This is a genomic window from Pseudomonas marginalis, from assembly GCF_001645105.1.
Classification (GTDB): Bacteria; Pseudomonadota; Gammaproteobacteria; order Pseudomonadales; family Pseudomonadaceae; genus Aquipseudomonas; species Aquipseudomonas petroselini.
In genome coordinates, this window is record NZ_LKEG01000045.1 from 1 (window position 1) to 20,446 (window position 20,446).

General features: G+C 62.1%; 19 protein-coding genes and 2 pseudogenes. 16 read left to right on the top strand and 5 right to left on the bottom strand.

Annotation, left to right across the window (positions count from 1 at the left end; genetic code table 11):
• The first annotated feature begins 429 nt into the window (after positions 1-429).
• From AO064_RS31845 to AO064_RS20065, 10 genes are read left to right on the top strand one after another with little or no spacing between them, the layout of a single operon-like run.
• Positions 430-1,023: a transposase gene (locus tag AO064_RS31845; protein ID WP_043205185.1), complete on the top strand. Its 594-nt coding sequence runs from the start codon at positions 430-432 to the stop codon at positions 1,021-1,023.
• A 59-nt stretch (positions 1,024-1,082) separates the two neighbouring features.
• Positions 1,083-2,666, top strand: a complete 1,584-nt coding sequence (locus tag AO064_RS20025) for a ShlB/FhaC/HecB family hemolysin secretion/activation protein (protein WP_064054417.1) — start codon at positions 1,083-1,085, stop codon at positions 2,664-2,666.
• A gap of 24 nt (positions 2,667-2,690) precedes the next feature.
• On the top strand, positions 2,691-4,490 hold the full coding sequence (locus AO064_RS20030; RefSeq protein WP_064054401.1) for a DUF2341 domain-containing protein: 1,800 nt from the start codon (positions 2,691-2,693) through the stop codon (positions 4,488-4,490).
• An 11-nt stretch (positions 4,491-4,501) separates the two neighbouring features.
• Positions 4,502-4,927 (top strand): ExbD/TolR family protein, encoded by a 426-nt coding sequence (locus AO064_RS20035; protein WP_010211136.1) that lies wholly within the window; start codon positions 4,502-4,504, stop codon positions 4,925-4,927.
• 3 nt (positions 4,928-4,930) lie between these two features.
• Positions 4,931-5,635, top strand: a complete 705-nt coding sequence (locus AO064_RS20040) for an energy transducer TonB family protein (RefSeq protein ID WP_012723653.1) — start codon at positions 4,931-4,933, stop codon at positions 5,633-5,635.
• A gap of 41 nt (positions 5,636-5,676) precedes the next feature.
• Entirely contained in the window at positions 5,677-7,377 is a 1,701-nt protein-coding gene (locus tag AO064_RS20045; protein WP_064054402.1) for a putative porin, read from the top strand.
• A gap of 18 nt (positions 7,378-7,395) precedes the next feature.
• Entirely contained in the window at positions 7,396-8,022 is a 627-nt protein-coding gene (locus tag AO064_RS20050; protein WP_064054403.1) for a hypothetical protein, read from the top strand.
• Positions 8,023-8,042: 20 nt separating this feature from the next.
• The gene (locus AO064_RS20055; protein ID WP_064054404.1) at positions 8,043-8,504 is read left to right on the top strand and encodes a YbjN domain-containing protein; all 462 of its coding nucleotides are present in this window, start codon (positions 8,043-8,045) and stop codon (positions 8,502-8,504) included.
• Entirely contained in the window at positions 8,501-9,442 is a 942-nt protein-coding gene (locus tag AO064_RS20060) for a peptidylprolyl isomerase (protein WP_046036725.1), read from the top strand. The genes AO064_RS20055 and AO064_RS20060 overlap by 4 nt, the downstream gene beginning before the upstream one ends.
• A gap of 50 nt (positions 9,443-9,492) precedes the next feature.
• Positions 9,493-10,488: a LysR family transcriptional regulator gene (locus tag AO064_RS20065; RefSeq protein WP_064054405.1), complete on the top strand. Its 996-nt coding sequence runs from the start codon at positions 9,493-9,495 to the stop codon at positions 10,486-10,488.
• A gap of 182 nt (positions 10,489-10,670) precedes the next feature.
• Here AO064_RS20065 and AO064_RS20070 read toward each other — a convergent pair.
• Positions 10,671-11,538 (bottom strand): annotated as a pseudogene (locus tag AO064_RS20070) (LysR family transcriptional regulator).
• A gap of 93 nt (positions 11,539-11,631) precedes the next feature.
• Between AO064_RS20070 and AO064_RS20075 the strand changes: the two are divergent.
• The 4 genes from AO064_RS20075 to AO064_RS20090 are packed head-to-tail and all read left to right on the top strand — an operon-like array spanning position 11,632 to position 14,314.
• On the top strand, positions 11,632-12,180 hold the full coding sequence (locus AO064_RS20075; protein ID WP_012723660.1) for a DUF4865 family protein: 549 nt from the start codon (positions 11,632-11,634) through the stop codon (positions 12,178-12,180).
• Positions 12,181-12,227: 47 nt separating this feature from the next.
• The gene (locus tag AO064_RS20080) at positions 12,228-12,782 is read left to right on the top strand and encodes a histidine phosphatase family protein (RefSeq protein WP_064054406.1); all 555 of its coding nucleotides are present in this window, start codon (positions 12,228-12,230) and stop codon (positions 12,780-12,782) included.
• A gap of 45 nt (positions 12,783-12,827) precedes the next feature.
• Positions 12,828-13,583 (top strand): precorrin-6A synthase (deacetylating), encoded by a 756-nt coding sequence (gene cobF / locus AO064_RS20085; protein ID WP_064054407.1) that lies wholly within the window; start codon positions 12,828-12,830, stop codon positions 13,581-13,583.
• Positions 13,584-13,594: 11 nt separating this feature from the next.
• Positions 13,595-14,314 (top strand): alpha/beta hydrolase, encoded by a 720-nt coding sequence (locus AO064_RS20090; RefSeq protein ID WP_064054408.1) that lies wholly within the window; start codon positions 13,595-13,597, stop codon positions 14,312-14,314.
• 64 nt (positions 14,315-14,378) lie between these two features.
• On the opposite strand, the gene AO064_RS20095 is transcribed toward AO064_RS20090, so the two are convergent.
• Positions 14,379-14,933, bottom strand: coding sequence for a DcrB/PsbP domain-containing protein (locus AO064_RS20095; protein ID WP_064054409.1), 555 nt, complete (start codon positions 14,931-14,933; stop codon positions 14,379-14,381).
• A gap of 72 nt (positions 14,934-15,005) precedes the next feature.
• On the bottom strand, positions 15,006-16,814 hold the full coding sequence (locus AO064_RS20100) for a monovalent cation:proton antiporter-2 (CPA2) family protein (protein WP_064054410.1): 1,809 nt from the start codon (positions 16,812-16,814) through the stop codon (positions 15,006-15,008).
• 244 nt (positions 16,815-17,058) lie between these two features.
• Here AO064_RS20100 and AO064_RS31325 point away from each other — a divergent pair.
• Positions 17,059-17,226: pseudogene (locus AO064_RS31325) on the top strand (type II toxin-antitoxin system RelE/ParE family toxin); the annotation flags it as partial.
• Positions 17,222-17,527 (top strand): XRE family transcriptional regulator, encoded by a 306-nt coding sequence (locus AO064_RS20110; protein WP_012723667.1) that lies wholly within the window; start codon positions 17,222-17,224, stop codon positions 17,525-17,527. The pseudogene AO064_RS31325 and the gene AO064_RS20110, both read left to right, overlap by 5 nt.
• Positions 17,528-17,572: 45 nt before the next feature.
• Here the strand turns inward: AO064_RS20110 and AO064_RS20115 are convergent, their stop codons facing one another.
• Together AO064_RS20115 and asnB are read right to left on the bottom strand one after the other, a co-directional pair.
• Positions 17,573-18,475 (bottom strand): amino acid metabolite efflux pump, encoded by a 903-nt coding sequence (locus tag AO064_RS20115; RefSeq protein WP_012723668.1) that lies wholly within the window; start codon positions 18,473-18,475, stop codon positions 17,573-17,575.
• Positions 18,476-18,528: 53 nt separating this feature from the next.
• The gene (asnB, locus tag AO064_RS20120) at positions 18,529-20,433 is read right to left on the bottom strand and encodes an asparagine synthase (glutamine-hydrolyzing) (RefSeq protein ID WP_064054411.1); all 1,905 of its coding nucleotides are present in this window, start codon (positions 20,431-20,433) and stop codon (positions 18,529-18,531) included.
• Positions 20,434-20,446 lie beyond the last annotated feature (13 nt).

Genomic DNA, 20,446 nt, shown 5'->3' on the forward strand with positions numbered 1-20,446 from the left:
TGAGTGGTGTAGAGCAAAAGCAGATTTGAGTGATCCCTCGGCCCAGAGCGGCGGCCTGGAGCCGGCCGGGTTCTTACTGTCGATCTCGGTTAAGTGTGGGAGGGGGCTTGCCCCCGATAGCGGTGGGGCAGTCACAGATGCATGAGCTGACACACTGCTATCGGGAGCAAGCCCCCTCCCACAGTTTGATCTCCATACATCAGGTGGATGCCCCGGCGTCAGGGCGGAACTTATACCAGTCACCCCCCCAAATAACGGATATAGACACCACAAAAAATTGCCTCCCACCCAATCCCAAATGAAGCTTTCATGACAAAAGTTCGGTAGTCCCCAGCCACTCCCGTCTCTCCTGTGTAACGCGCTTGAGCCCACCAGAAAGGTGGGCTTTTCAGCCGCAAGCAGGATGCCAGGAGTGGGGCGATGGGAACTATGGAACGTTACTCGAAAGTGGGCATGCAGGAGCTCGACCAGCGCCTGTCGAAGATCGTCGAAGCGGCGCGCAAGAAGCCGGTGTCGGTCTATCGCTACGGCGCGCCTTGGGTATGGATTGTCTCCCAGGACGATTGGCAGGGCACTCGCAAGGAAGTCTCCAGCTACATCCCGGCCAGCCATTCCCTGGTGTTGCTGCGCCCGCAGATCGATGAAGTGCTCGACCAGCACCGCGACTGGCTGGTGGCCGAAGCCCCGATGTCGATCGCCCCGCAGACCGTGCTGCAGATCCTGCTGCTGCAATTGCTGTATTCGGTACCCAGCGAGCAGCAACTGCATGAACAGCTGAACTACAACCTGCTGTTCCGCTGGTTCGTCGGCCTGGACCTCAACCAGAAGGTCTGGAGCATCCAGGCACTGACCCGCGACATCGCCACGCTGTTGAACAACCCGCGTGCGGTGCAACTCATCCAGAAAATCATCGGTGACGTGTTTTGTGGCGCCTTGCTGCACATGCCGGAGTTCTCGCTGAACTTCGCCCTGTTGCACACCTGGCTGGCCCGCCACGGCAACACCTCGATCACCAGCAATTGAGCAGGCCTTGCGCCGGGCAATCGGCGGCGGCGGATAAAATCAGAATGTCAGGGGGCGGTGTGGAGCATCTGTTCAAATTAACGCTGGCGCTGTGTTGCGTGACGCTGGGGAGCCTGGCGCAACCGGTGTTGGCCGAGGAAGAGGCGGCGGCGCGCAAGGTCGACGTCAACGAGTACTTCGTGCGCGGCAACACGGTGCTGGATGCGGCGACGATTGAGGAGGCGGTGTATCCGTTTCTCGGCCCGCAAAAGACCTTGGGCGATATCGAAGGCGCCCGCGATGCCTTGCAGAAGATCTACCAGTCGCGTGGCTACCAGTCGGTGTTTGTCGAGCTGCCGGAGCAGAAGGTCGATGACGGCATCGTCTACCTGCAAGTCAGCGAAACCAAGGTGGGCCGCGTGCGGGTAGTCGGCGCCAAGCACTATTCACCGGTGGAAATCCGCGAACAAGTGCCGGCCCTGGAGGAGGGCGCGGTGCCGGACTTTGCCACGGTGCAGACCCAGTTGGCCGGGCTCAACCGCAGTGCCGGGCGCCAGGTCACGCCGCTGGTACGCGAGGGCCAGCTCCCGGGCACCATGGATGTGGACCTGCAGGTCGAAGACCAGAACCCTTGGCACGCCAGCATCGGCCTGAACAACGACTACAGCGCCGACACCGAGAAGCTGCGGTCGGTCGCGACCCTGGGCTACGACAACCTCTGGCAACTGGGCCACAGCATTTCCCTGACTTACTTCACCGCCCCCCAGGACACCGAGAATGCCAAGGTTTGGTCGGGTTCCTACACCGCACCGTTGAATGAGCGCTGGACCTTGCAGTTCTCCGGTTACCAGTCCGACAGCAACATTGCCACCATCGGCGGCAGCAACGTGTTGGGCAAGGGCCATTCCTACGGTGTGTCGGCCATCTACAACCTGCCGGCTGCCGGTAACTGGGCCAACTCATTCTCGTTCGGGATCGATTTCAAGGACTTCGACGAGGAAATGAAATTCGGCGCCAGCAGTGACCAGGTGCCGCTCAAGTACGCGCCATTCACCCTGGGCTACAACGGCTATCGCTACACCGAGCAATCCCAATTGGGCCTCGGCCTGAACCTGATCGTCGGTACCCGCGCCTTCTTTGGCTACGGCAGCGATGCCGAGGCGTTCGACTACAAGCGCTACAAGGCCAGCGCCAGTTTTGCCGTGCTCAAGGGTGACCTGAGTTACACCTACACCTTTGCCAACGATTGGCAGTCGGCGACCAAAGGCGGCTTCCAACTCGCCTCGGGACCGCTGGTCTCCAACGAGCAGTACTCGGCCGGCGGCGCCACGTCGGTGCGCGGCTACTTGGCGGCCGAGCGCACCGGGGACGAGGGCTACTTGCTCTCCCAGGAATTGCGCACGCCGTCCCTGGCCAAGTTTCTCGGCAGTTATGTGCAGGAGTGGCGCTTCTACGCGTTTGCTGAAGGCGCGCGCATGCGCCTGCACGACCCACTGCCCGAGCAAGAAGACGAATACAGCCTGGCCAGTGTCGGCCTGGGCACCCGCGCCAGTTTGAGCAAATGGTTGTCCGGCAGCCTGGATTGGGGTTACCCGCTGCTCGATGGACCGAACACCCAGAAACAGGACTCGCGACTGCACTTCAGTGTGCAGGCGACTTTCTGACTTTTTCTTCCGGAGACTTCACCCATGCAACGCCTATTCCTGAGCCTGTTGATCTGCCTGGGCTTCGCGCTCCCGGCCACCGCCCATGCCTGGTGGCAGGACGACTGGCACTACCGCAAACAGATCTCCGTCGATACCACCGCGCAAGGGGCCGCGATCAACCAGGCCCTGGGCCGTACCGCGCTGTTGGTGCGCCTGCACACCGGTAATTTCACCTTTGACGGGGTCAAGGATGACGGCGCCGACCTGCGCTTTGTGAGTGCCGATGACAAGACCGTGTTCAACCATCAGATCGAAAGCTTCGACCCGTTGATGGGCATGGCGCTGATCTGGGTCGATGTGCCCAAGGTCGAAGGCGGCCAGCGCCAAGACCTGTGGATGTACTACGGCAACCAGAAGGCCCCGGCCACCGCCAACGGCCAGTTGACCTTCGACCCGAACTACACCGCGCTCTACCATTTTGATGGCGCCAATGGCACACCGGCGCGGGACACCACGGCTTACGCCAACACCGCGTTGAACGCCACCGGCGCCGCCATCGATGGCGTGATCGGCCGCGCCTTGCAGTTCGGCGGCCAACCCGTGATGTTGCCGGCCAGCCCCTCGTTGCAACATGCGGCAGGCGGCGCGTTCACCTTCAGCGCCTGGTTGCGCTTGGACCAAGCCAGTGGCGAGCAAGTGGTGTTGGCCCGGCGTGACGGCACCCATAGCCTGTTGCTGGGCTTGAACCAGGGCATGCCGTTTGTGGACATCGACGGCCAGCGCGCTGTCTCGACCCAGCCGCTGAACCCCGGCCAATGGCAGCACCTGGCGTTCACCGCCGAGGGTGAAAAGGTCACGCTGTATGTGAATGGCCGCGAAACCGCGACCCTCGCGGTGGCCATGCCGGCCTTTAATTCCCAGCTGGCAATCGGTGCCGACCTGCCGGAAGCGGGCAGTACGCACCTGCCATTCGCCGGGGCCATCGATGAGCTGCGCCTGTCCAAGGTGGCGCGTCCGGCCGCGCTGCTGCTGGCCGATGCCAGCGCCCAGGGCGCCGAATCGAAACTGGTGGCCTACGGGGTGGATGAAGAGCAGTCCGGCTTCGGTTTTGGCAGCCTGGGCTTCTTGCTCAACGCCGTACCGGTGGACGCCTGGGTGATCATCCTGGTGCTGGTGGCGATGATGTTCCAGTCGTGGGTCATCATGCTGCGCAAGAACCGCCAGGTCAGCCGTTTAAGCAGTGCCAACGAAGTGTTCCGTGAGCACTTCGCACAGATCGGCACGCGCCTGGAGATGTACGCCGACGACGCTCAGTTGGGCGAGCGCTTGACCCATTCCTCGCTGTGGCGCCTGTACCTGGTGGCGGTCAAGGAGATCCGCACCCGTCGCGCCCAAGGCGCCGACACCTCGTCGGTCTCGGCCGCCACCATCGAAGCCATCCGTTGCTCCATGGACGGCGTGCGCACCCGCGAAAACCAGGCGCTCAGTTCCAAACTCTCGACCCTGTCCAACGCCATCGCCGGCGGCCCGTACATCGGCCTGCTCGGGACGGTGCTGGGGATCATGGTGGTGTTCCTCGGCACGGCCATGGCCGGTGACGTGAACATTAATGCCATCGCGCCGGGCATGGCCGCAGCCTTGCTGGCCACGGCCATGGGCCTGTTCGTCGCGATCCCGGCGCTGTTTGGCTACAACCGCCTGATCACCCGCAACAAGGAAGTCAGTGCGGATATGCGCGTGTTTGTCGACGAGTTCATCACGCGCCTGGCGGAGATGCACGGCGAGAGCCAGCACAGTGAAGCCGCGCACCGCGCACCGCATCACGCATCGGTTCCGGCCTGAGGAGAATCGCCATGGCTTCCGTAAATGCCTCCCACGACGATGACGACGATGCCGCCGTCGACAGCATCAACATCACGCCTCTGGTGGACGTGCTGATGGTGGTGCTGGTGATGTTTATTTTGACCGCCACCGCCCAGGTCTCGGGCATCCAGATTCACCTGCCCAAGGCCAGCGCCTCGGTGTCGTTGTCGGAGGCCAAGACCAAGGCCATTTCCGTGAACGACGGCGGCCAGGTGTTCCTCGACGCCTACCCGGTCACCCTCGGCGAGCTGGAAGAGCGCCTGCGTATCGAGAAAGCGTTGAACCCAGACTTCCCGGTGATCGTGCGCGGCGACGCGATGGTGCAGTACCAGAAGGTGATCGAGGTACTCGACTTGCTGCGCCGGCTGGAGCTGTCCCAGGTCGGGCTGGTCACCGGCAAACCGAGTCAGGGCTGAGTCATGACCGCACAGATCCCGATTGCGCCAATACCGGTGAAAAAGAAACCGCCGTTGCGCCCGTTGAAGTGGGGCGCCGGCCTGTTGTTGGGGGCCGTGGCGGCCTGGTTTTTATGGCAGTGGGCCAACGACATGAGTGGCGTGCGCCGCGAAGCGCCGAAGGTGCCGACGATTATCCCGTTGCCGCCACCACCACCGCCGCCGCCGGAAAAACCCAAGGAGCCCGAGCCCCAGGTCGAAGAAAAAGTCCCGGAGCCGGTGCCCAGCCCGGAACCCGAAGAGGTCAAGCCGGCCGAGGAAGCACCGCCTTCACCTAACGAAGACCTGGCCAACCCGATGCAGATCGACGGCGACGCCCAGTCCGGCAATGACGGTTTCAACATCGGCGCTGGTAAGGGCGGTGGCATGGCCGGCAGCGGTGGCGGCGGGCTGGGTACCGGCACGTACAAGCAGTATCTGGCCGGCACCTATCAACGGCTGATGCGCGAAGACCCGGAATTACGCAAGAAGGCTTTCTCGATACAGATAGACCTGTGGTTGGGCACCGATGGCCAAGTCACTAAAGCGCTGGTGGCCAAGTCCAGCGGTGATGCCGAGACCGACGCCCAGATGCTCGCGCTGATACGTGCACCGCGTGCCGCACAGAAGCCGCCGGCGTCACTGACGCTGCCCATGCGCCTGTCCCTCAAGGGCCGGCGCCCGGATTGACTGAACCTTTTTTAACGGATTTTTACAGGAGTTGCGTACACATGATTTCCCCCGTGAATCGACTGACCCTGGCGGTTGGCATGGTCATCGCGACCCTGGTTGGCCAGGCGGCTGCAGCCCCGGTTGCGCCTTCGGAAAACGTCACCATCAACCTGATCCGTCTGCTGGTGCAGCAAGGTGTGCTGACCCAGGCCACCGCCAATGGGCTGATCGCCCAGGCCGAGAAAGAGGCCCAGCAGGCACGCCAGGCCAATGCCGTGCCGGTGGTTGCCGCAGGACCGACCGCAGCGCCCGGCGATGTGCGTGTGCAGTATGTGCCGCAGGCGGTCAAGGATCAGATTCGCGATCAGGTCAAGGCCGAGGTCATGGCCACCGCCAAGCAGGAAAACTGGGCACAGCCCAATACCTTCCCCGATTGGATCTCGCGCATCAGCTTTGATGGCGATATTCGTTTGCGCGACGAGTCACGCTACTTTTCGGGTAATAACAGCAACAACATCACCGACTTCGCCAAGCTCAATGACACGGGGCCCTACGACGTCAACAAAAACTCCAGCACGAAGTTGCCGCCCTTGCTCAACACCCGCGAGGACCGCGAGAACCTGTTCCGCCTGCGCGCACGCCTGGGCATGAAAGCGGTGATCTCGCCGGAGTGGACCGCCGGCATTCGCATCGCCACTGGCTCTGACAATAACCCGGTGTCGACCACCCAGACCCTGGGCGGCGGCTTCGGCAAAAAAGACATCTGGCTGGATCAGGGTTACCTGACCTGGAAAACCACTGACTACATGACGTTGACCGCCGGGCGCATCGGCAACCCGTTCTATTCCACCGACATGATGTATTCCAACGACCTCAACTTCGACGGCGTGGCCGCGATCTTCAACCACCGCCTCAACAGCGAGTGGGGGCTGTTCGGTACCCTCGGTGCCTTCCCGGTCGAGTACACCGCCGACACTGCCAGCACCAATGGTATCGACAAGGAAGACAGCGACACCAAATGGCTGTTTGGCGGGCAGATTGGCGCTGACTGGAAGATCAACCGCAGCAACCGTCTCAAACTTGCCGCCGCTTACTACCAGTTCCAGGACATCGAAGGCGAGCGTTCCAGCCCTTGCTCCACATGGCGGGGCGCGCCCGCCTGTGACACTGACGGCACGCGTGTTGCCTTCATGCAAAAAGGCAACTCGGTGTTCAACCTGCGCAACAACACCACCAACCCGACTGACCCGGCCAGAACGCCGGACCCTCAATTCGTCGGCCTGGCGTCCAAGTTCGATGTGCTGGACCTCAACCTGGTCTGGGACAGCGACCTGCCCAGCGATTTCAAGCTGCGCACCCAGGGCAACTTCATCCACAACCTGGCCTACGACAAGGGCGAAATGCTCAAGCGCAGCGAAGGCGAGATCGTCAACAACATCAACAGCAAGGGCCAGTTTGAAAGTGGCGGCAATGCGCTGATGGTGTCGTTCACCCTGGGCAGCGCGCTGGAGATGCGCAAGCGCGGCGACTGGAACGTGTTGGCCGGCTACAAGTACATCCAGCCCGACGCCTTGCCCGACGGCTTCAACGATTCTTCGTTCCACCTGGGCGGCACCAACGCCAAGGGTTACTTCATTGGCGCCAACTACGGCATCGACAAGAACATTTACGCCAGTGCGCGTTGGTTGAGCGCTTCCGAAGTGTATGGCCAGCCGTTCGAAGTCGATGTGATGCAACTGGAACTCAACACGCGCTTTTGATGCGCAGGGAGATGCCACATGAACATGCGAATCTGCGGGCTGTTACTGCTGCTGGTCACCACCGGCGCTGCGGCCGAAGGCATGGAGGAGCGCCTGCGCACGCAACTGCGCAGCACCACTCAGCAATTGCAGGCACTGCAAAGCGAGCAGGCCCAGGCGAGTGCGGCGCGTATCGCTGCTGAAACCCAAGCCAAGCAGGCCCAGGCGCAAATCAAGCAGCTGACGGCTGAGCTGGAGAAGACCCGTGGCGCGGCCGAGCAATTGGCCGGCCAGCAACAGAGCCTGCACAGCCAGGCGCAGGCCCAGGTGGCGGCCAGCAACGAGCAGATCGGCAAGTTCAAGAAGGCCTACGACGAACTGCTGGTGCTCGCCAAGGGCAAAGAAGCCGAGCGTGCCCGCTTGCAGGCGCAACTGAGCGAACGTGACACACAAGTGCAGCAATGTTCAGTCAAGAATCAACAGATGTACGGCGTGGCCCAGCAACTGCTCGCGGCCTACGAAAAGATCGATGTGGCCGAGGTGATGAGTATTCGCCAGCCGTTCGCCAGCAGCGCGCGGGTCAAGTTCGAGGAACTGGCCCAGGGTTTTGGCGACGATTTGTACAAGAGCCGTTTTGATGCACCCCAGGCAACCGCCAATCATTGATAGACAGGGAAGAGATCACCATGAGCGAATTGATCACCAGCGTCACCACCCAGCGCCTCACCGAGTTGCTGCAGGAAGCCGGCTACCGGGTAAACCCGAGCGAACAAAATGGCGTCGTGCAATTGCTCAGCGCCAGCCAGGGCATCGGCTTTGCAGTGCGCTTCGGCAACCCGGCGGCAGAGCAGGGCAGCTATGTGGATTTCACCTACAGCTGTGCGCTGCGTATCCAGGGCGAGTTGCCTGAGGGCCTGGCCCAGGTGTGGAACGCGTCGCGCCGCTTTGCGCGGTTGTCGGTGCAGGGCGAATTCCTGCTGATGGAAATGGACGTGGTGGTGGCCGGCGTCGGCGCCACGCACCTGCGTAGCCAGTTGGAGTTGTGGGACCGCCTGTTGCAGGAATTCATCGTCTACCTGCGTGAGTACAGCCAGCAGGCCGCGCAGTTGCAGGCCGCAGCGGTGGGCGAAGAGGCACCCGTATTGTGAAAAAACCAACCCTGATGGTCGGCGCGGGGGCGCTGGCCTTGCTGGTGGTGGCGGTGGGCTTGAGCTTGCGGCCGGGCAGCGACCCGGTGGCGGCGCAGCAACCGGCACCGGTGATCAATCCAGCCGCGAGCGGGCCGGCGGTGGCGCGCTTGGGCAACCAGCAAATCGACCTGCCTGAACTGAAAACCGTGCTGGCCAGCCTGCCGGCCGAATCCCGTGAGCAACTGCGCGGCAACCGTGGTGCGTTGGAAACCTGGATCCGCTCACGCCTGGCGCAGAAGGCCGTGCTTGAACAGGCCGACGCCCAGGGCTGGCGCCAGCGCCCTGAGGTAGAGCAACAGACCCGCGCCGCCACCGAGCAGATCGTGTTCCGCGACTACATGCTCTCGGTCAGCCAGGTGCCGGCGGATTACCCCAGCGCGGCTGAATTGCAGCAGGCCTACGACAGCGGCAAGGCGCAATGGGTAACGCCACCGTTGTACCGTGTGAGCCAGATTTTCCTCGCGGCGAATGACCCGCAAACCCTCGACACGGTACGTCGCCAGGCCCAGGAGCTGAGCCGTCGGGCCCAGGCCGCACCGGGTGATTTCGCCGCTTTGGCCACGCAGTTTTCCCAGGACACGGACTCCGCCGCGCGCGGTGGCGACTCGGGCATGCAACCCCTGCAGCAACTGGTACCGGAAGTGCGCAGTGCGGTGTCGCGCCTCAAGGTCGGGGCCGTGTCGGACGTGGTGCAGAGTGCGGCGGGGTTCCATGTGCTCAAACTCACCGGCCAGCAACCGGCACGCACCGCGACCCTCGACGAACTGCGTGAGCGCCTGACCCAGGCCCTGCGCGCCCAGCGCCAGGAGCAGATCGCCAAGGCTTACCTCGAAGGCATGCTCAACACCGCGACCCTGAGTATCGACGGCGCCGAGCTGAACAAGGTGCTGGAGTAACACGCGTCAACCCGCATTGGATGCACAGACCACAAGACAGGGAGTCTCCCATGGCATTTCTAGAACCGTCTGCCCCCCAGGGGCCCGCCGCTTATCGCGCCCCCGCCGAGGGGCGCAGCCGCTGGCTGGCCTTGGCCGATGAGATCGACCCGGAGGTGGCGCGCTACTTTCTGGTGAGTGCGCGCTGCGGGTGTTTCATGCAAGCGGCGCGCAGCCTGAATATCAAGGCGACGCTGCTGCGCAAGCGCCTGGCGCAGTTGGAAGAGCAGCTGCGGCATTCGCTGTTCAGCTACCAGGGCAATGGTTTGGTGCTCAGCCGCGACGGCCAGCAATTGCAGGCGCAGCTGATCGCCCTGGCCCATGAACGCCGCTTGCCGGTGACGGAGCAGCCATTGATTCGGCTGGCGGTGGCGGAGCCGATCCTGCATGACATCCTGGGTCGCGACCTGATCGCCTTGCTGCGCCGCAATGCCAGCGTGCGCCTGGAGATCATCTCCATCGACAGCCAGTTGTCCCTGCAAGCGGTGGATGTGGATGTGGTGCTGTGGTTGTCGGATGCCGACGGCCCGAGCCCCGGCCCGAGCTTTTCCACTGAACCGCCGCGAGCCCTGGCGCGCTTGCAGTATCTGCCGCATATCGCCAAGCGTTATTCGCGGTTGACGACACGCCCGGACAGTGTGGAAGACCTCGACGATTACATGCTGGTGCAATGGCAGCCCGATGCGCAGGTGGAGGCTTTGCAGGCCTGGAACCAGGTGGTGCAGCAACGCTTGGCGGCAGTGGTGCAGGTGCATGCGTATTCGCTGATGCTGGAGATGATTCGCTGCGGTGCGTGCATTGGGTTGCTGCCGCATTACATGAGCAGTTTTGACCGAGGCTTGGTGGCGTTGCCGGGGTTGTTGGAGGCGCGCATGCAGCGGCAGGTATGGTTGGCGGTGAATACGCAGGTGGAGGATGCTGAGGCGGTACGGATGATCGTAGAGTTGATCGTGGGCACGTTTGAAGGCCGGCGCGAGTGGTTTGACTCCAACGCACCTACCTTGTAGTGAGCGGGCNTTGCCCCGCGCTGGGTGGCGAAGCCGCCCCAATAAGGACAGCGCGGTTCTTCAGAAGGAATAGCGGCGCCTGGTTTAGGGCGGCTTCGCCACCCAGCGCGGGGCAAGCCCGCTCACTACGGTGTGCGGCGGGCCAGGCAAGGTGACAGAAAGGCACGCGGGCCAATCTGAACTCAGCGTTGCAATGCACCCCGGAAGGTTGCGCTTAATGNCGCGCAAGGTTTCCTGGGAGCGGTCATCGCTGATACGGCTGTAAAGCACCACTTCACTCACGGGGAGGGCGGGCAAGCCGTATTGCTCGCTCACGTCCACCGCGCCAGACGGTGCCACGCGGTGGGCGAGGGCGGCGACGCCAAGTCCGGCGCTGACGGCGGCGCCGACGGCCATCACGCCGCCGCCGACAAATACTTCGGTCCAGTCGATGCGCGCCGTGTCCAGTGCACGGGTCGCCAAATGGCGCACGCCGCAGGGCGCAGCCATGGTCGCCATGCGCAGGGGCGTGCCGGGGCTGTGTTGCCAGGTGGGGGCGGCGAACCAACCAAAGCGTTCCACCGCCAATACTTCGCCGTCCTGGCGGTCGCCCTCGTTGCGCACGATCACGGCGTCCAGCTCATTGCGATCGAAGGCGGCGACCAGCTCGCGGGAGGAGGCGATGCGCACTTCGAGGATCACTAACGGGTCGTAGGCGGCCAAGCGGCTGAGCCAGGTTGGCAAGTCGGGACCGGCCACGTGGTCGCTGATACCGATCACCAGGCGGCGGAGTGCGTGGCTGCCCATATCGCCCAGGGCGCGTTCATGGGCGTTGAGCAAGGCGCGGGCGGCGACGATGAAGTGTTCGCCTTGGGGCGACAGCCGCACATGCCGGGGCGTGCGTTCGAGCAAGCGATAGCCGAGGCGTTCTTCCAGGCGCTTGAGCTTGAGGCTGATCGCCGCCTGGGAGGTGTCGAGGGCTTCGGCGGCGCGGGTGAAACTGGCGAAATCGGCCACCAGCACGAAAGCCTGGACGGTGTCGATGTCCAGCGGTTTGAGCACGTCAGTCATATTCAATCCTTATCGCACTTATATCGGCTGATATCTTGTTGAAATCATCGCGGCTGCGCAAGCTGAACCCTCATCTTGCACAGGAGTTCTCGCATGTTTGCCAAACAGTATTCACACCGCTTGCCTGCCGACTACGACATGGGCGTGATTCGCCGCCGCGCCGCGCAATTGGGGCCATTGTGGGATAACGCCGAGGGGTTGCTGTTCAAGGCGTTTATCGCCCAGGAGCGCGGCGGCAATGTGTATTCGTCGGTCTACTTGTGGGCCGATCCGTTGCAGGCCGCTGACTTTTTACTCGGCGAGCGTTTTCAGAAAGTGCTCGACAGCTTTGGTCGCCCACATATCGAGAGTTGGTTACCGCTGGATGTGCAGTGGGGGCCGGCGCAGGGCGCGTTGAGTTTGTATCGCGAGGCGTGGCCGCTGGAGCCCGGAGCGGACCGCGCCAGCCTATTGGCCGAGGAGAAACGGCGTAATCAGCAGGTGGCGGGGCGCAGTGACACGTTCGCGGTGTGCCTGGCGCTGGATGTACAGGCTTGGCGGTTGGTTCGGTTTACGTTGTCGTCCGCAGCGCTGGACGAGGCGCGTCAAGGCACGGGTTACCACGTGCTCTACCTGGCACAAGGCGTTGCGCCCCAGCCATAACTGCGCCAGTCTTGAGGCCTTATCTTTTTGGTCTCAAGCACTCTGCAATGCACACCACTCGTTTGACGCTCATTTGCCACGCCGTCACGCCTCTGCAAAAACAGGGGCGTTTTCCTGATGACGAGGCGGTGGTGATGGATTGGCAAGGCTCGGCGTTGTCGCTGGCTGATCGCTATAAGAAAACCCGGCGCCTGTTATGTGGGCCTGAGGCCAGGACGCGGCAGACGGCAGGCTTGTTCGGCGATGACGGGGTGATCGAGTTCGCGTTGCGCGATGCTGATTTCGGGCAGTGGAAGGGCCAGGACATCGGCCAGTTGGAGAGTGACACGCTGAACACTTGGCTCACTGACGCCACGTGCGCGCCCCATGGGGGCGAGTCGGTCGAGCAGATCTGCTGGCGGGTGGGTGAGTGGATGAAAACCCTCGAATCCCAGCCCGGCCATGTTGTGGCCATCACTCATTCCTTTGTGATCCGTGCCGCGATGTGGCATGTCATGCAGTTTCCACTGTCGATGTTCTACCGGATCGACGTCGAACCGCTGTCCGCCACTGAGCTGCGTTTCAACAACCTCTGGCGCCTGCGCCTGGACACTCACGCCTAGGCGCCTGAACATGGCAAAATCCACGCCCCGCACTGAGAGCAACCCATGAAACGCATCCTGATCATCGGCATTGGCGCCGGCAACCCTGACTACATCACGATGCAGGCCGTGAAGGCGCTCAACCGCACCGACGTGTTTTTCCTGATGGACAAGGGCCAGAGCAAAGACAAGTTGATCGACCTGCGCCGCGAGATCTGCGAGACCTACATCACCGAGCCGGGCTACCGCTTCGTCGAGGCCGATTGCCCCGAGCGTGTGCGCGGCGACATCGATTACACCACCGCCGTGCAGGACCTCAACCGCGACAAGCAGCAGACCTTCGAACGCATGATCAACGAAGAAATGGCTGACGGTGAAGTGGGCGCTTTCCTGGCTTGGGGCGACCCTGCGTTGTACGACAGCACCATTCGCATCCTGCAGGCGATCCTGGCCAGTGGCCGCTGCACCTTTGAGTTTGAAGTGATCCCCGGCATCACCAGCGTGCAGGCCCTGGCCGCCCAGCACAAAGTCCCGCTGAACCGCATCGGCAAGTCGGTCGAGATCACGACCGGGCGCCGTCTGGCGGCGGGGCAGGCCAGCGACGCCGACACCTTGGTGGTCATGCTCGACGCCGAAGACTCGTACCGTACGGCGGCGGCGCAGGATCTGGATATCTACTGGGGCGCCTACCTGGGCACCCCGGACGAGATCCTGATCAGTGGCAAAGTGAGTGAAGTGGCTGAAGAAATCGAACGGGTGCGCAAGGCGGCGCGCCTGCAAAATGGCTGGATCATGGACACTTATCTGCTCCGCAAACCCTGAGGTAACGTCCCATGCTCAAATTGTTTGCCCTGGCGCTGACCCTGGTGGCCGGTGCCGCTCATGCCGACGATACGCTGCACACCGACTTGCCGTTGTCGTACCTGGAACAGACCCAGGGCGATGCGCGCAACCAGCCACTGGTGATCTTCCTGCACGGGTTTGGCAGCAACGAGGAAGACTTGTTCGGCATCAAGGATGCGCTGCCGTCTACCTGGACTTACCTGTCGGCCCGTGCGCCGATGCCGGTGGACCCGCACGGCTATCGCTGGTTTACCAAGACGCCCGATGACGGCGATTACGATGGGGAGACCGCCGACCTGCAGCGCAGCGCCACGTTGATCGAGGATTTTGTCGGCAAAGCCACCACCAAGTACCACACTCAACCTGACCGGGTGTTCCTGGTCGGCTTCAGCCAGGGCGCGATCATGTCCTACGAGGTGGGCTTGCGCCGGCCGGAGCTGGTGCGTGGGATTGCGGCGTTGAGTGGCAGCGTGTTGCCGGTGCTCAAGGCTGAGCTGAAGCCGGATGAGTCACTGGGTAAATTGGCGATTTTCATCGGCCACGGCACGTTGGACCAGGCGTTGCCCTTTACCTCGGCGACCCGGGCGAATGAGGTGTTGACGGGGTTGGGGTTGAAGCCGGAGTTTCATGGTTATTCGGGAATGAACCATACCGTCAGTGCAGCGGAAGTGCAGGACCTCAAAGCCTGGCTGGAAAAAAGCCTGGATTAAACGCGGTCGAACACTGTGGGAGGGGGCTTGCTCCCACATTTGGACCGAGTTGTTTGGAAGACTGTTATTTCCCGCCGGTAATCTGCTTCACCAGCGCCGCATGCCCCTTCGCATCATCGGCGCGCGAAATCGCCTGAATCACCAGCAAGTGATTGCCCGAACCGGCCAGGAACGTGGAGTTCAGCGTCTTGCCGCCGCCTTGGGTGGCGGTGCTGTCCACCTGGCGCAGGCCCAGGCCCTTGAAGGTCAGTTTTTTCTCGCCCTGTTTCTTGAAGTCAGGCAGCGCCGCGCCTTGGTCCTTGACGAAGCCGGCCACGGCGCCATCAAGGAATTTCGCGTCGTTATCCCCGATGGTTACCCCATCGTTGCGCACGGTTTCGGCGACGATCACCACACTTTTCGTTATACGGTTGGCGTACATCGTGCCTTGGGTATCGGCGGTGCCATCTTCGGCTTTGCCGGCGGGCAGGGTGTCGGCAGCGTAGGCCTTGGGCAGGTTGAAGGTGAACTTGCCGCCCAAGGTGGAGATGGTTTGCGTGGTTGGCTTAGCGGCGGCGAACACGCTGCCGGCGGTCAGCGCGAGGACCAGCAAGGCGGCGGTCTTGGTGAAAGTGGCCATGAAGCGCTCCAGGGATGAACGAAATTGCGGCGTATTCTGTCAGAATTTTCGCAAAATCGTTCATCCGAAGCCTCACACCTTGTCGGACTCTTCCTCAAGCCGATCCATTTCAAACAGCCTTGCCAATTCAGCCCGGGCTTCCTGGGCGGTTTGCATGACTTTGGCGGCGTCGTCGTAGACCGCGTGTTGCGCGGCCAGCACCTGCAAGTCGTGGTTTTTGAAGCGGGTGATGCGCGCATCGGCCTGGGCCTGGCTCAACCCCAGGCCTACCAGGGTGCGGCGGCTCATTTCGAGGCTGGAGTAGAAGGTCTCGCGAATCGGCGAGGCATCCAGGTCGACCAGGCGGTGCACGTGCTGGCGGTTACGTGCGCGGGCGATGATCTTCATGTGCGGGTAGAGATTGCGCACCAGCTCGGCGGTCTTGATGTTGATCTCCGGGTCGTCCATGGCGATCACAAAAAACTCCGCCTGGTCGACTTTGGCCGCGTGCAGGATCTCGGGGCGTTGCGGGTCACCGTAGAACACCGGCATGCCGCCGAAGCTGCGGGTCAGCTCGATGGTTTCCACCGAGGTGTCCAGCGCGATAAACGAGATGTTCTGCGCGCGCAGGATCCGCGCCACGATCTGGCCCATACGGCCCATCCCGGCGATCACCACACGCGGCGCGTCGCTTTCGATGGTGCGGTATTCCTCGGGCACTTCCACGGTCTTGACCTTGGGCTTGAACAGCTTCGGGCACACCAACAGCAGCAGCGGCGTCACTGCCATGGACAGGGTAATCGTCAGTACGAGCACATCGTAGAGGTGGGGTTCGAACAGGCCTTGGTCGCTGCCGATCTTGAACACCACAAAAGCAAACTCACCGCCCGCTGCCAGCACCACACCCAGGCGCAGAGCGCTTTCGCGATTGAGATCACCGACCATACGGCCTACCGCGTACAACAACGGCAGCTTCAGGCCGATCAGCAGCAGCGTCAGCCCGATCACCACCAGTGGCGAACTGAGCAGCAGGCTGAGGTTGGCGCCCATACCCACGCTGATAAAGAACAGGCCCAGCAGCAGGCCCTTGAACGGTTCGATCTGGGATTCCAGTTCGTGGCGGTATTCCGAGTCCGCCAGCAGCAGGCCGGCGAGGAAGGCGCCAAGGGCCATGGACACGCCCACCAGCTCCATCAACCAGGCGGTGCCGATCACCACCAGCAACGCCGTAGCGGTGGAAACTTCACGCAGGCCGGTCTTGGCGACGATGCGAAACACCGGCCGCAACAGGTAGCGACCGCCGATGATCACCACGGCGATGCTGCCGAGGATCTGCAACACATGCTGCAGGCCTTGGGCTTCGGTGGTCGGGTGATCGCTGCCGGCCAGCAGCGGCACCATGGCGATCAGCGGGATCGCAGCGATGTCCTGGAACAGCAAAATGGCAAACGCCAGGCGACCATGGGGTTGGTTCAGCTCTTTGCGCTCGGCCAGGCTTTGCAGGCCAAACGCGGTGGAGGAGAGCGCCAGGCCAAGGCCGAGCACGATGGCACTGTTCCACGACTGGCCAAACAGCCATAACGCGACGACACCCATCACCAGGCCCGTGAGCAGCACCTGGGCCAGGCCGACGCCGAATACCGCCTTGCGCATCACCCATAAACGCTTGGGCGACAGCTCCAACCCGATGATAAACAGCAGCAGCACCACGCCCAGCTCGGAGAACTGCGCGACACTTTGCGGGTTGCCGATCAACCCCAGCACCGACGGGCCGATGATCACACCGGCGAACAGGTAGCCCAGCACTGCGCCCAGTTGCAGGCGTTTGGCCAGGGGCACGGTCAGCACGGCGGCGAGCAGGAACACCACGGCTGCTTGTAATAGGTTGCCTTCATGGGGCATTGCGAACTCCAGGATCTTTAAAACCAATCAACAGGCGGGTATTAGAGCGCTTTTTACAGGTCGATAATTGTGTTTTTGCAGCGCGTGATCGTGCTGAGGGGCATTGCTGTAGCGCAATGCGCGTGTCGCTGTCAGGGCGGAAGGATGTACAAACAATTTCCCAAGGGCGGCGGGTGGCGGCTCGTCAAGTTTATCTACTACGTTTTATGTTCTTGAGTTTATATTCCTTGGATGGCATATTTGCATGGATTGGGACATTGAATACACGGATGAATTCGGAGACTGGTGGGCGGGTTTGGGGACAAAGGAGCAAGTGTCGGTATCCGCCAGCGTTGACCTGCTGGGGCTTTTCGGACCGGGCTTGGGCTTTCCCCACAGCAGCGCTTTGTTTAGAGAGGGCCGTAACCATGGCTAAGAAATTCGCCGAACTTCAAGCCCGCATGACGCCACAAGCGCGTGCTGAAGCCAAGCAGTTGTTCCAGCAACACCTGCAGCAAATGCCCCTGCATGAGCTGCGCAAAGCCCAGCAGTTGAGCCAGCAAAGCCTGGCGAAGGCGTTGAACATCAACCAGGCGGCCGTCTCCAAGATGGAGCGGCGTACCGACATGTACATCAGCACGTTGCGCGATTACATCCGTGCAATGGGCGGCGAACTGGAGATTATCGCGACCTTCCCCGATGGCCAGGTCAAGATCGACAATTTCGCGTATTGAAGGTTGGCAGTCGCCCGGCCATGCGCCGGGCGTTTTCGTGCGGGCTTACTTTTCCGCCTGCATCACCGCGCCTTGGCTGGTTGGAGCCAGGTTCGCCGGCCGGCGATACAACCCCACCGCCAACCCGGCGATGATGATGCCGATCGAGATCAGGTTAGGCGTGGAAATGCGCTCGTCGAGCATCAGCATGGAGCTGGTAATGCCGAATACCGGGATCAGCAACGACAGGGGCGCCACGGTGGACACCGGGTACAGCTTGAGCAGCGAGTTCCAGCCCCAGTACGCAAAGTGCGTGGCCAAATACACCTGGAACAGGATCGACAGGATCGCCGTCAGGTCGAGGCTGGCTTGCAAACCTTCGAACGCGGCGCTGCCGTGCATCAGCCAGGCCGTGAGGAACAGCGGAATCGGCGGGATCAGGCTGGCCCACACCATGAACGAGAAGATCTCTTTCACCCCGGACTTCTTGATGATCACATTGCCCACGCTCCAGGCCACCGCACTGAGGACGATCAGCATCACACCCAGCACGGCATGGTTGCCTTGCTGGGTGGAAATGATCCCTGCCAGGCCGATCAAGGCCAATACCGCGCCGATCATCTGCGCGCCACGGATCTTCTCTTTGAAAAGCACAAAGCCCCAGCCCATGGTGAAGAACACGCTGAGTTGAATGATCAATGAGGCAATACCAGGGCTCACACCCACCTGGATGCCGTAGTTGATCACGCCCCACATGCCCAAGCCGAAGATAAAACCGTAGGCGGCCACGTAGCTGAATTTAACGGCAGGACGCTTGATAAAGAACACCAGCGGCAGGGCGGCGAGGGCAAAGCGGATACCCGTGAGCACAAACGGATCGATGGCGCGCAGGCCCAGTTTGGTGATGGGGAAATTGACCCCCCACACCAGGGTGACGAGCACGGCAAGTGACAAATGTTTTTTCAGCATGGACCCTCCTTGGGTCAGGCGGCACAGCGCAATTGCGATGTGCCGCCGGAAAGTCAGTTCAAGGCGAACCGTTTTTGCATCAGGCACAGCCCGGCGATTTCCATCAGCAGATTGTCTGCCGAGGCGCGTTGGGCGGGGGACAAGCTTGGCAGGGTTGCCAGCAAGGCGCGTACTTTACGTGGGTCGAAGAACGGCACGTTGCTCAGTGCCGGGCCGCTCAACACGTCGTTGATCATTTCATACAGCTTCGATTGCGGGCTCTCGGACGCCGGCGGCGCGCGGAAGTATTGCTTCTTGCGGTCCAGCACGGCCTGCGGCACATACGGGCGCATGGCTTCGCGCAGGGCGTATTTCTCGGTGGCGCCGCGCACTTTCATGTTCACCGGCAGGCGGCAGGCGGCCTCGATCACTTGGTGGTCGAGCAGCGGTGGGCGGCCTTCCAGGCTGCCGGCCATTTCCATGCGGTCGCCCAGGGAGGTCAGCACCACGTTGGGCAGGCTCGACTTGGCGACCATGTACAGCGAGCGGTTGACCGGTTCCCAGCCGTTCAGCGCCCGTGGGCTCAGACGGTCGTAGAACTCGCGATAGGCGTCGGTATTGCTGAAGCGCTCACGGAAGTCATCGCTGTACAACTGCGCCAGGGGCCCGAACAACGCTGATTGGGTTTGCAGCCAGGACACGCCGTGGCCCAGTTCGTCCTGCACCCATTTCACATCGTTCTTGCCGCCGGGGAGGTAGCGATCTTCGCTGGCGTGCAGGCGGCGGGCGAGCTCGGCGATTGCCGTCGGGTCTTGGTTTTCGTGGTTGTACAACACCATGTCGCGGCGATAGTGCGGGTAGCCACCGAAGACTTCGTCGGCGCCTTCACCGGTCAATACCGCGCGCATGCCCTGGTTCTGCACGTATTTGCACAGCAGGTACTTGGCCACACTATGGGCGTTGGCGAAGGGCATCTCGGCGTGCCACAGAGCGTTTTCGAAGTTGTCCGCCATGTCGGCGGAGTTCACCGACAGCACATTGAGGTGGGCGCGGTTATGCCGGGCGGCAATTTCAGCGTACTGGCGTTCGTCGTAGGCCTGCTCGCCTTCGAAGGACAAGTGGAAGGCCTGCAGCGGCTGGCCGGTCAGTTCGGTGGCGATGCCCAGCATGGCCGAGGAGTCCAGGCCGCCGCTGAGGCACACACCCACCGGCACATCGGCGTGCAAACGCAGGCGCACGGATTCTTCGATGGTGTGGCGCAGCGAGTCGATTATCTCGGCTTCACTGCGTTGCTCGGTGGCCTGGGCGTCGGGGAAATCCCAGTCCCAATACTGTTCGGTTTGCAGGCCGCTTTCGTCAGCGATGATCCAGCAGCCGGGTTTGACGCTGCGAATGTTGTTGAACACGGTACGGTCGCGCAGGATAAAGCCCCGGTTGGCGTAGGCTTCGTGGTCCCACTCTGCGGGCACGCCGGCGGCGAGCAAGGCTTTGATTTCGGACGCGAAGTACCAGGCGCCTTCATGCTCGGTGTAGTACAGCGGCTTGACGCCCACCCGGTCACGCACGGCAAACAGCTTTTTGCGCAGGCGATCGAAGATCAGAATGGAGAACTCGCCGCGCAGTTGCTTGAGGCCGCGTACGCCGTGACGGCGGTACAGGTGCATGGCGATTTCGCTGTCGGACGAGGTCTTGAAGCGGCAACCGTAGCCCTCCAGCTCCGTACGGATGCGTTGATAGTCATAGAACTCGCCGTTGACCATCATCACCAGGTCGCCTTCATCGGCGACGATCGGCTGGGTGCCGTTACCCAGGCCGACCAGGCCCAGGCGCACATAACCGAAAGCGGCCTGGCCCTTGGGGTCGAACCACTGGCTGGAGCTGTCCGGGCCACGATGATGGATCGCACGCAGGGCGGCATCGAACAGGTTGGGGTTGAACGCACGAGGTTGTTTGGCAAAGACGCCAATGTATCCACACATGACAATTACTCTA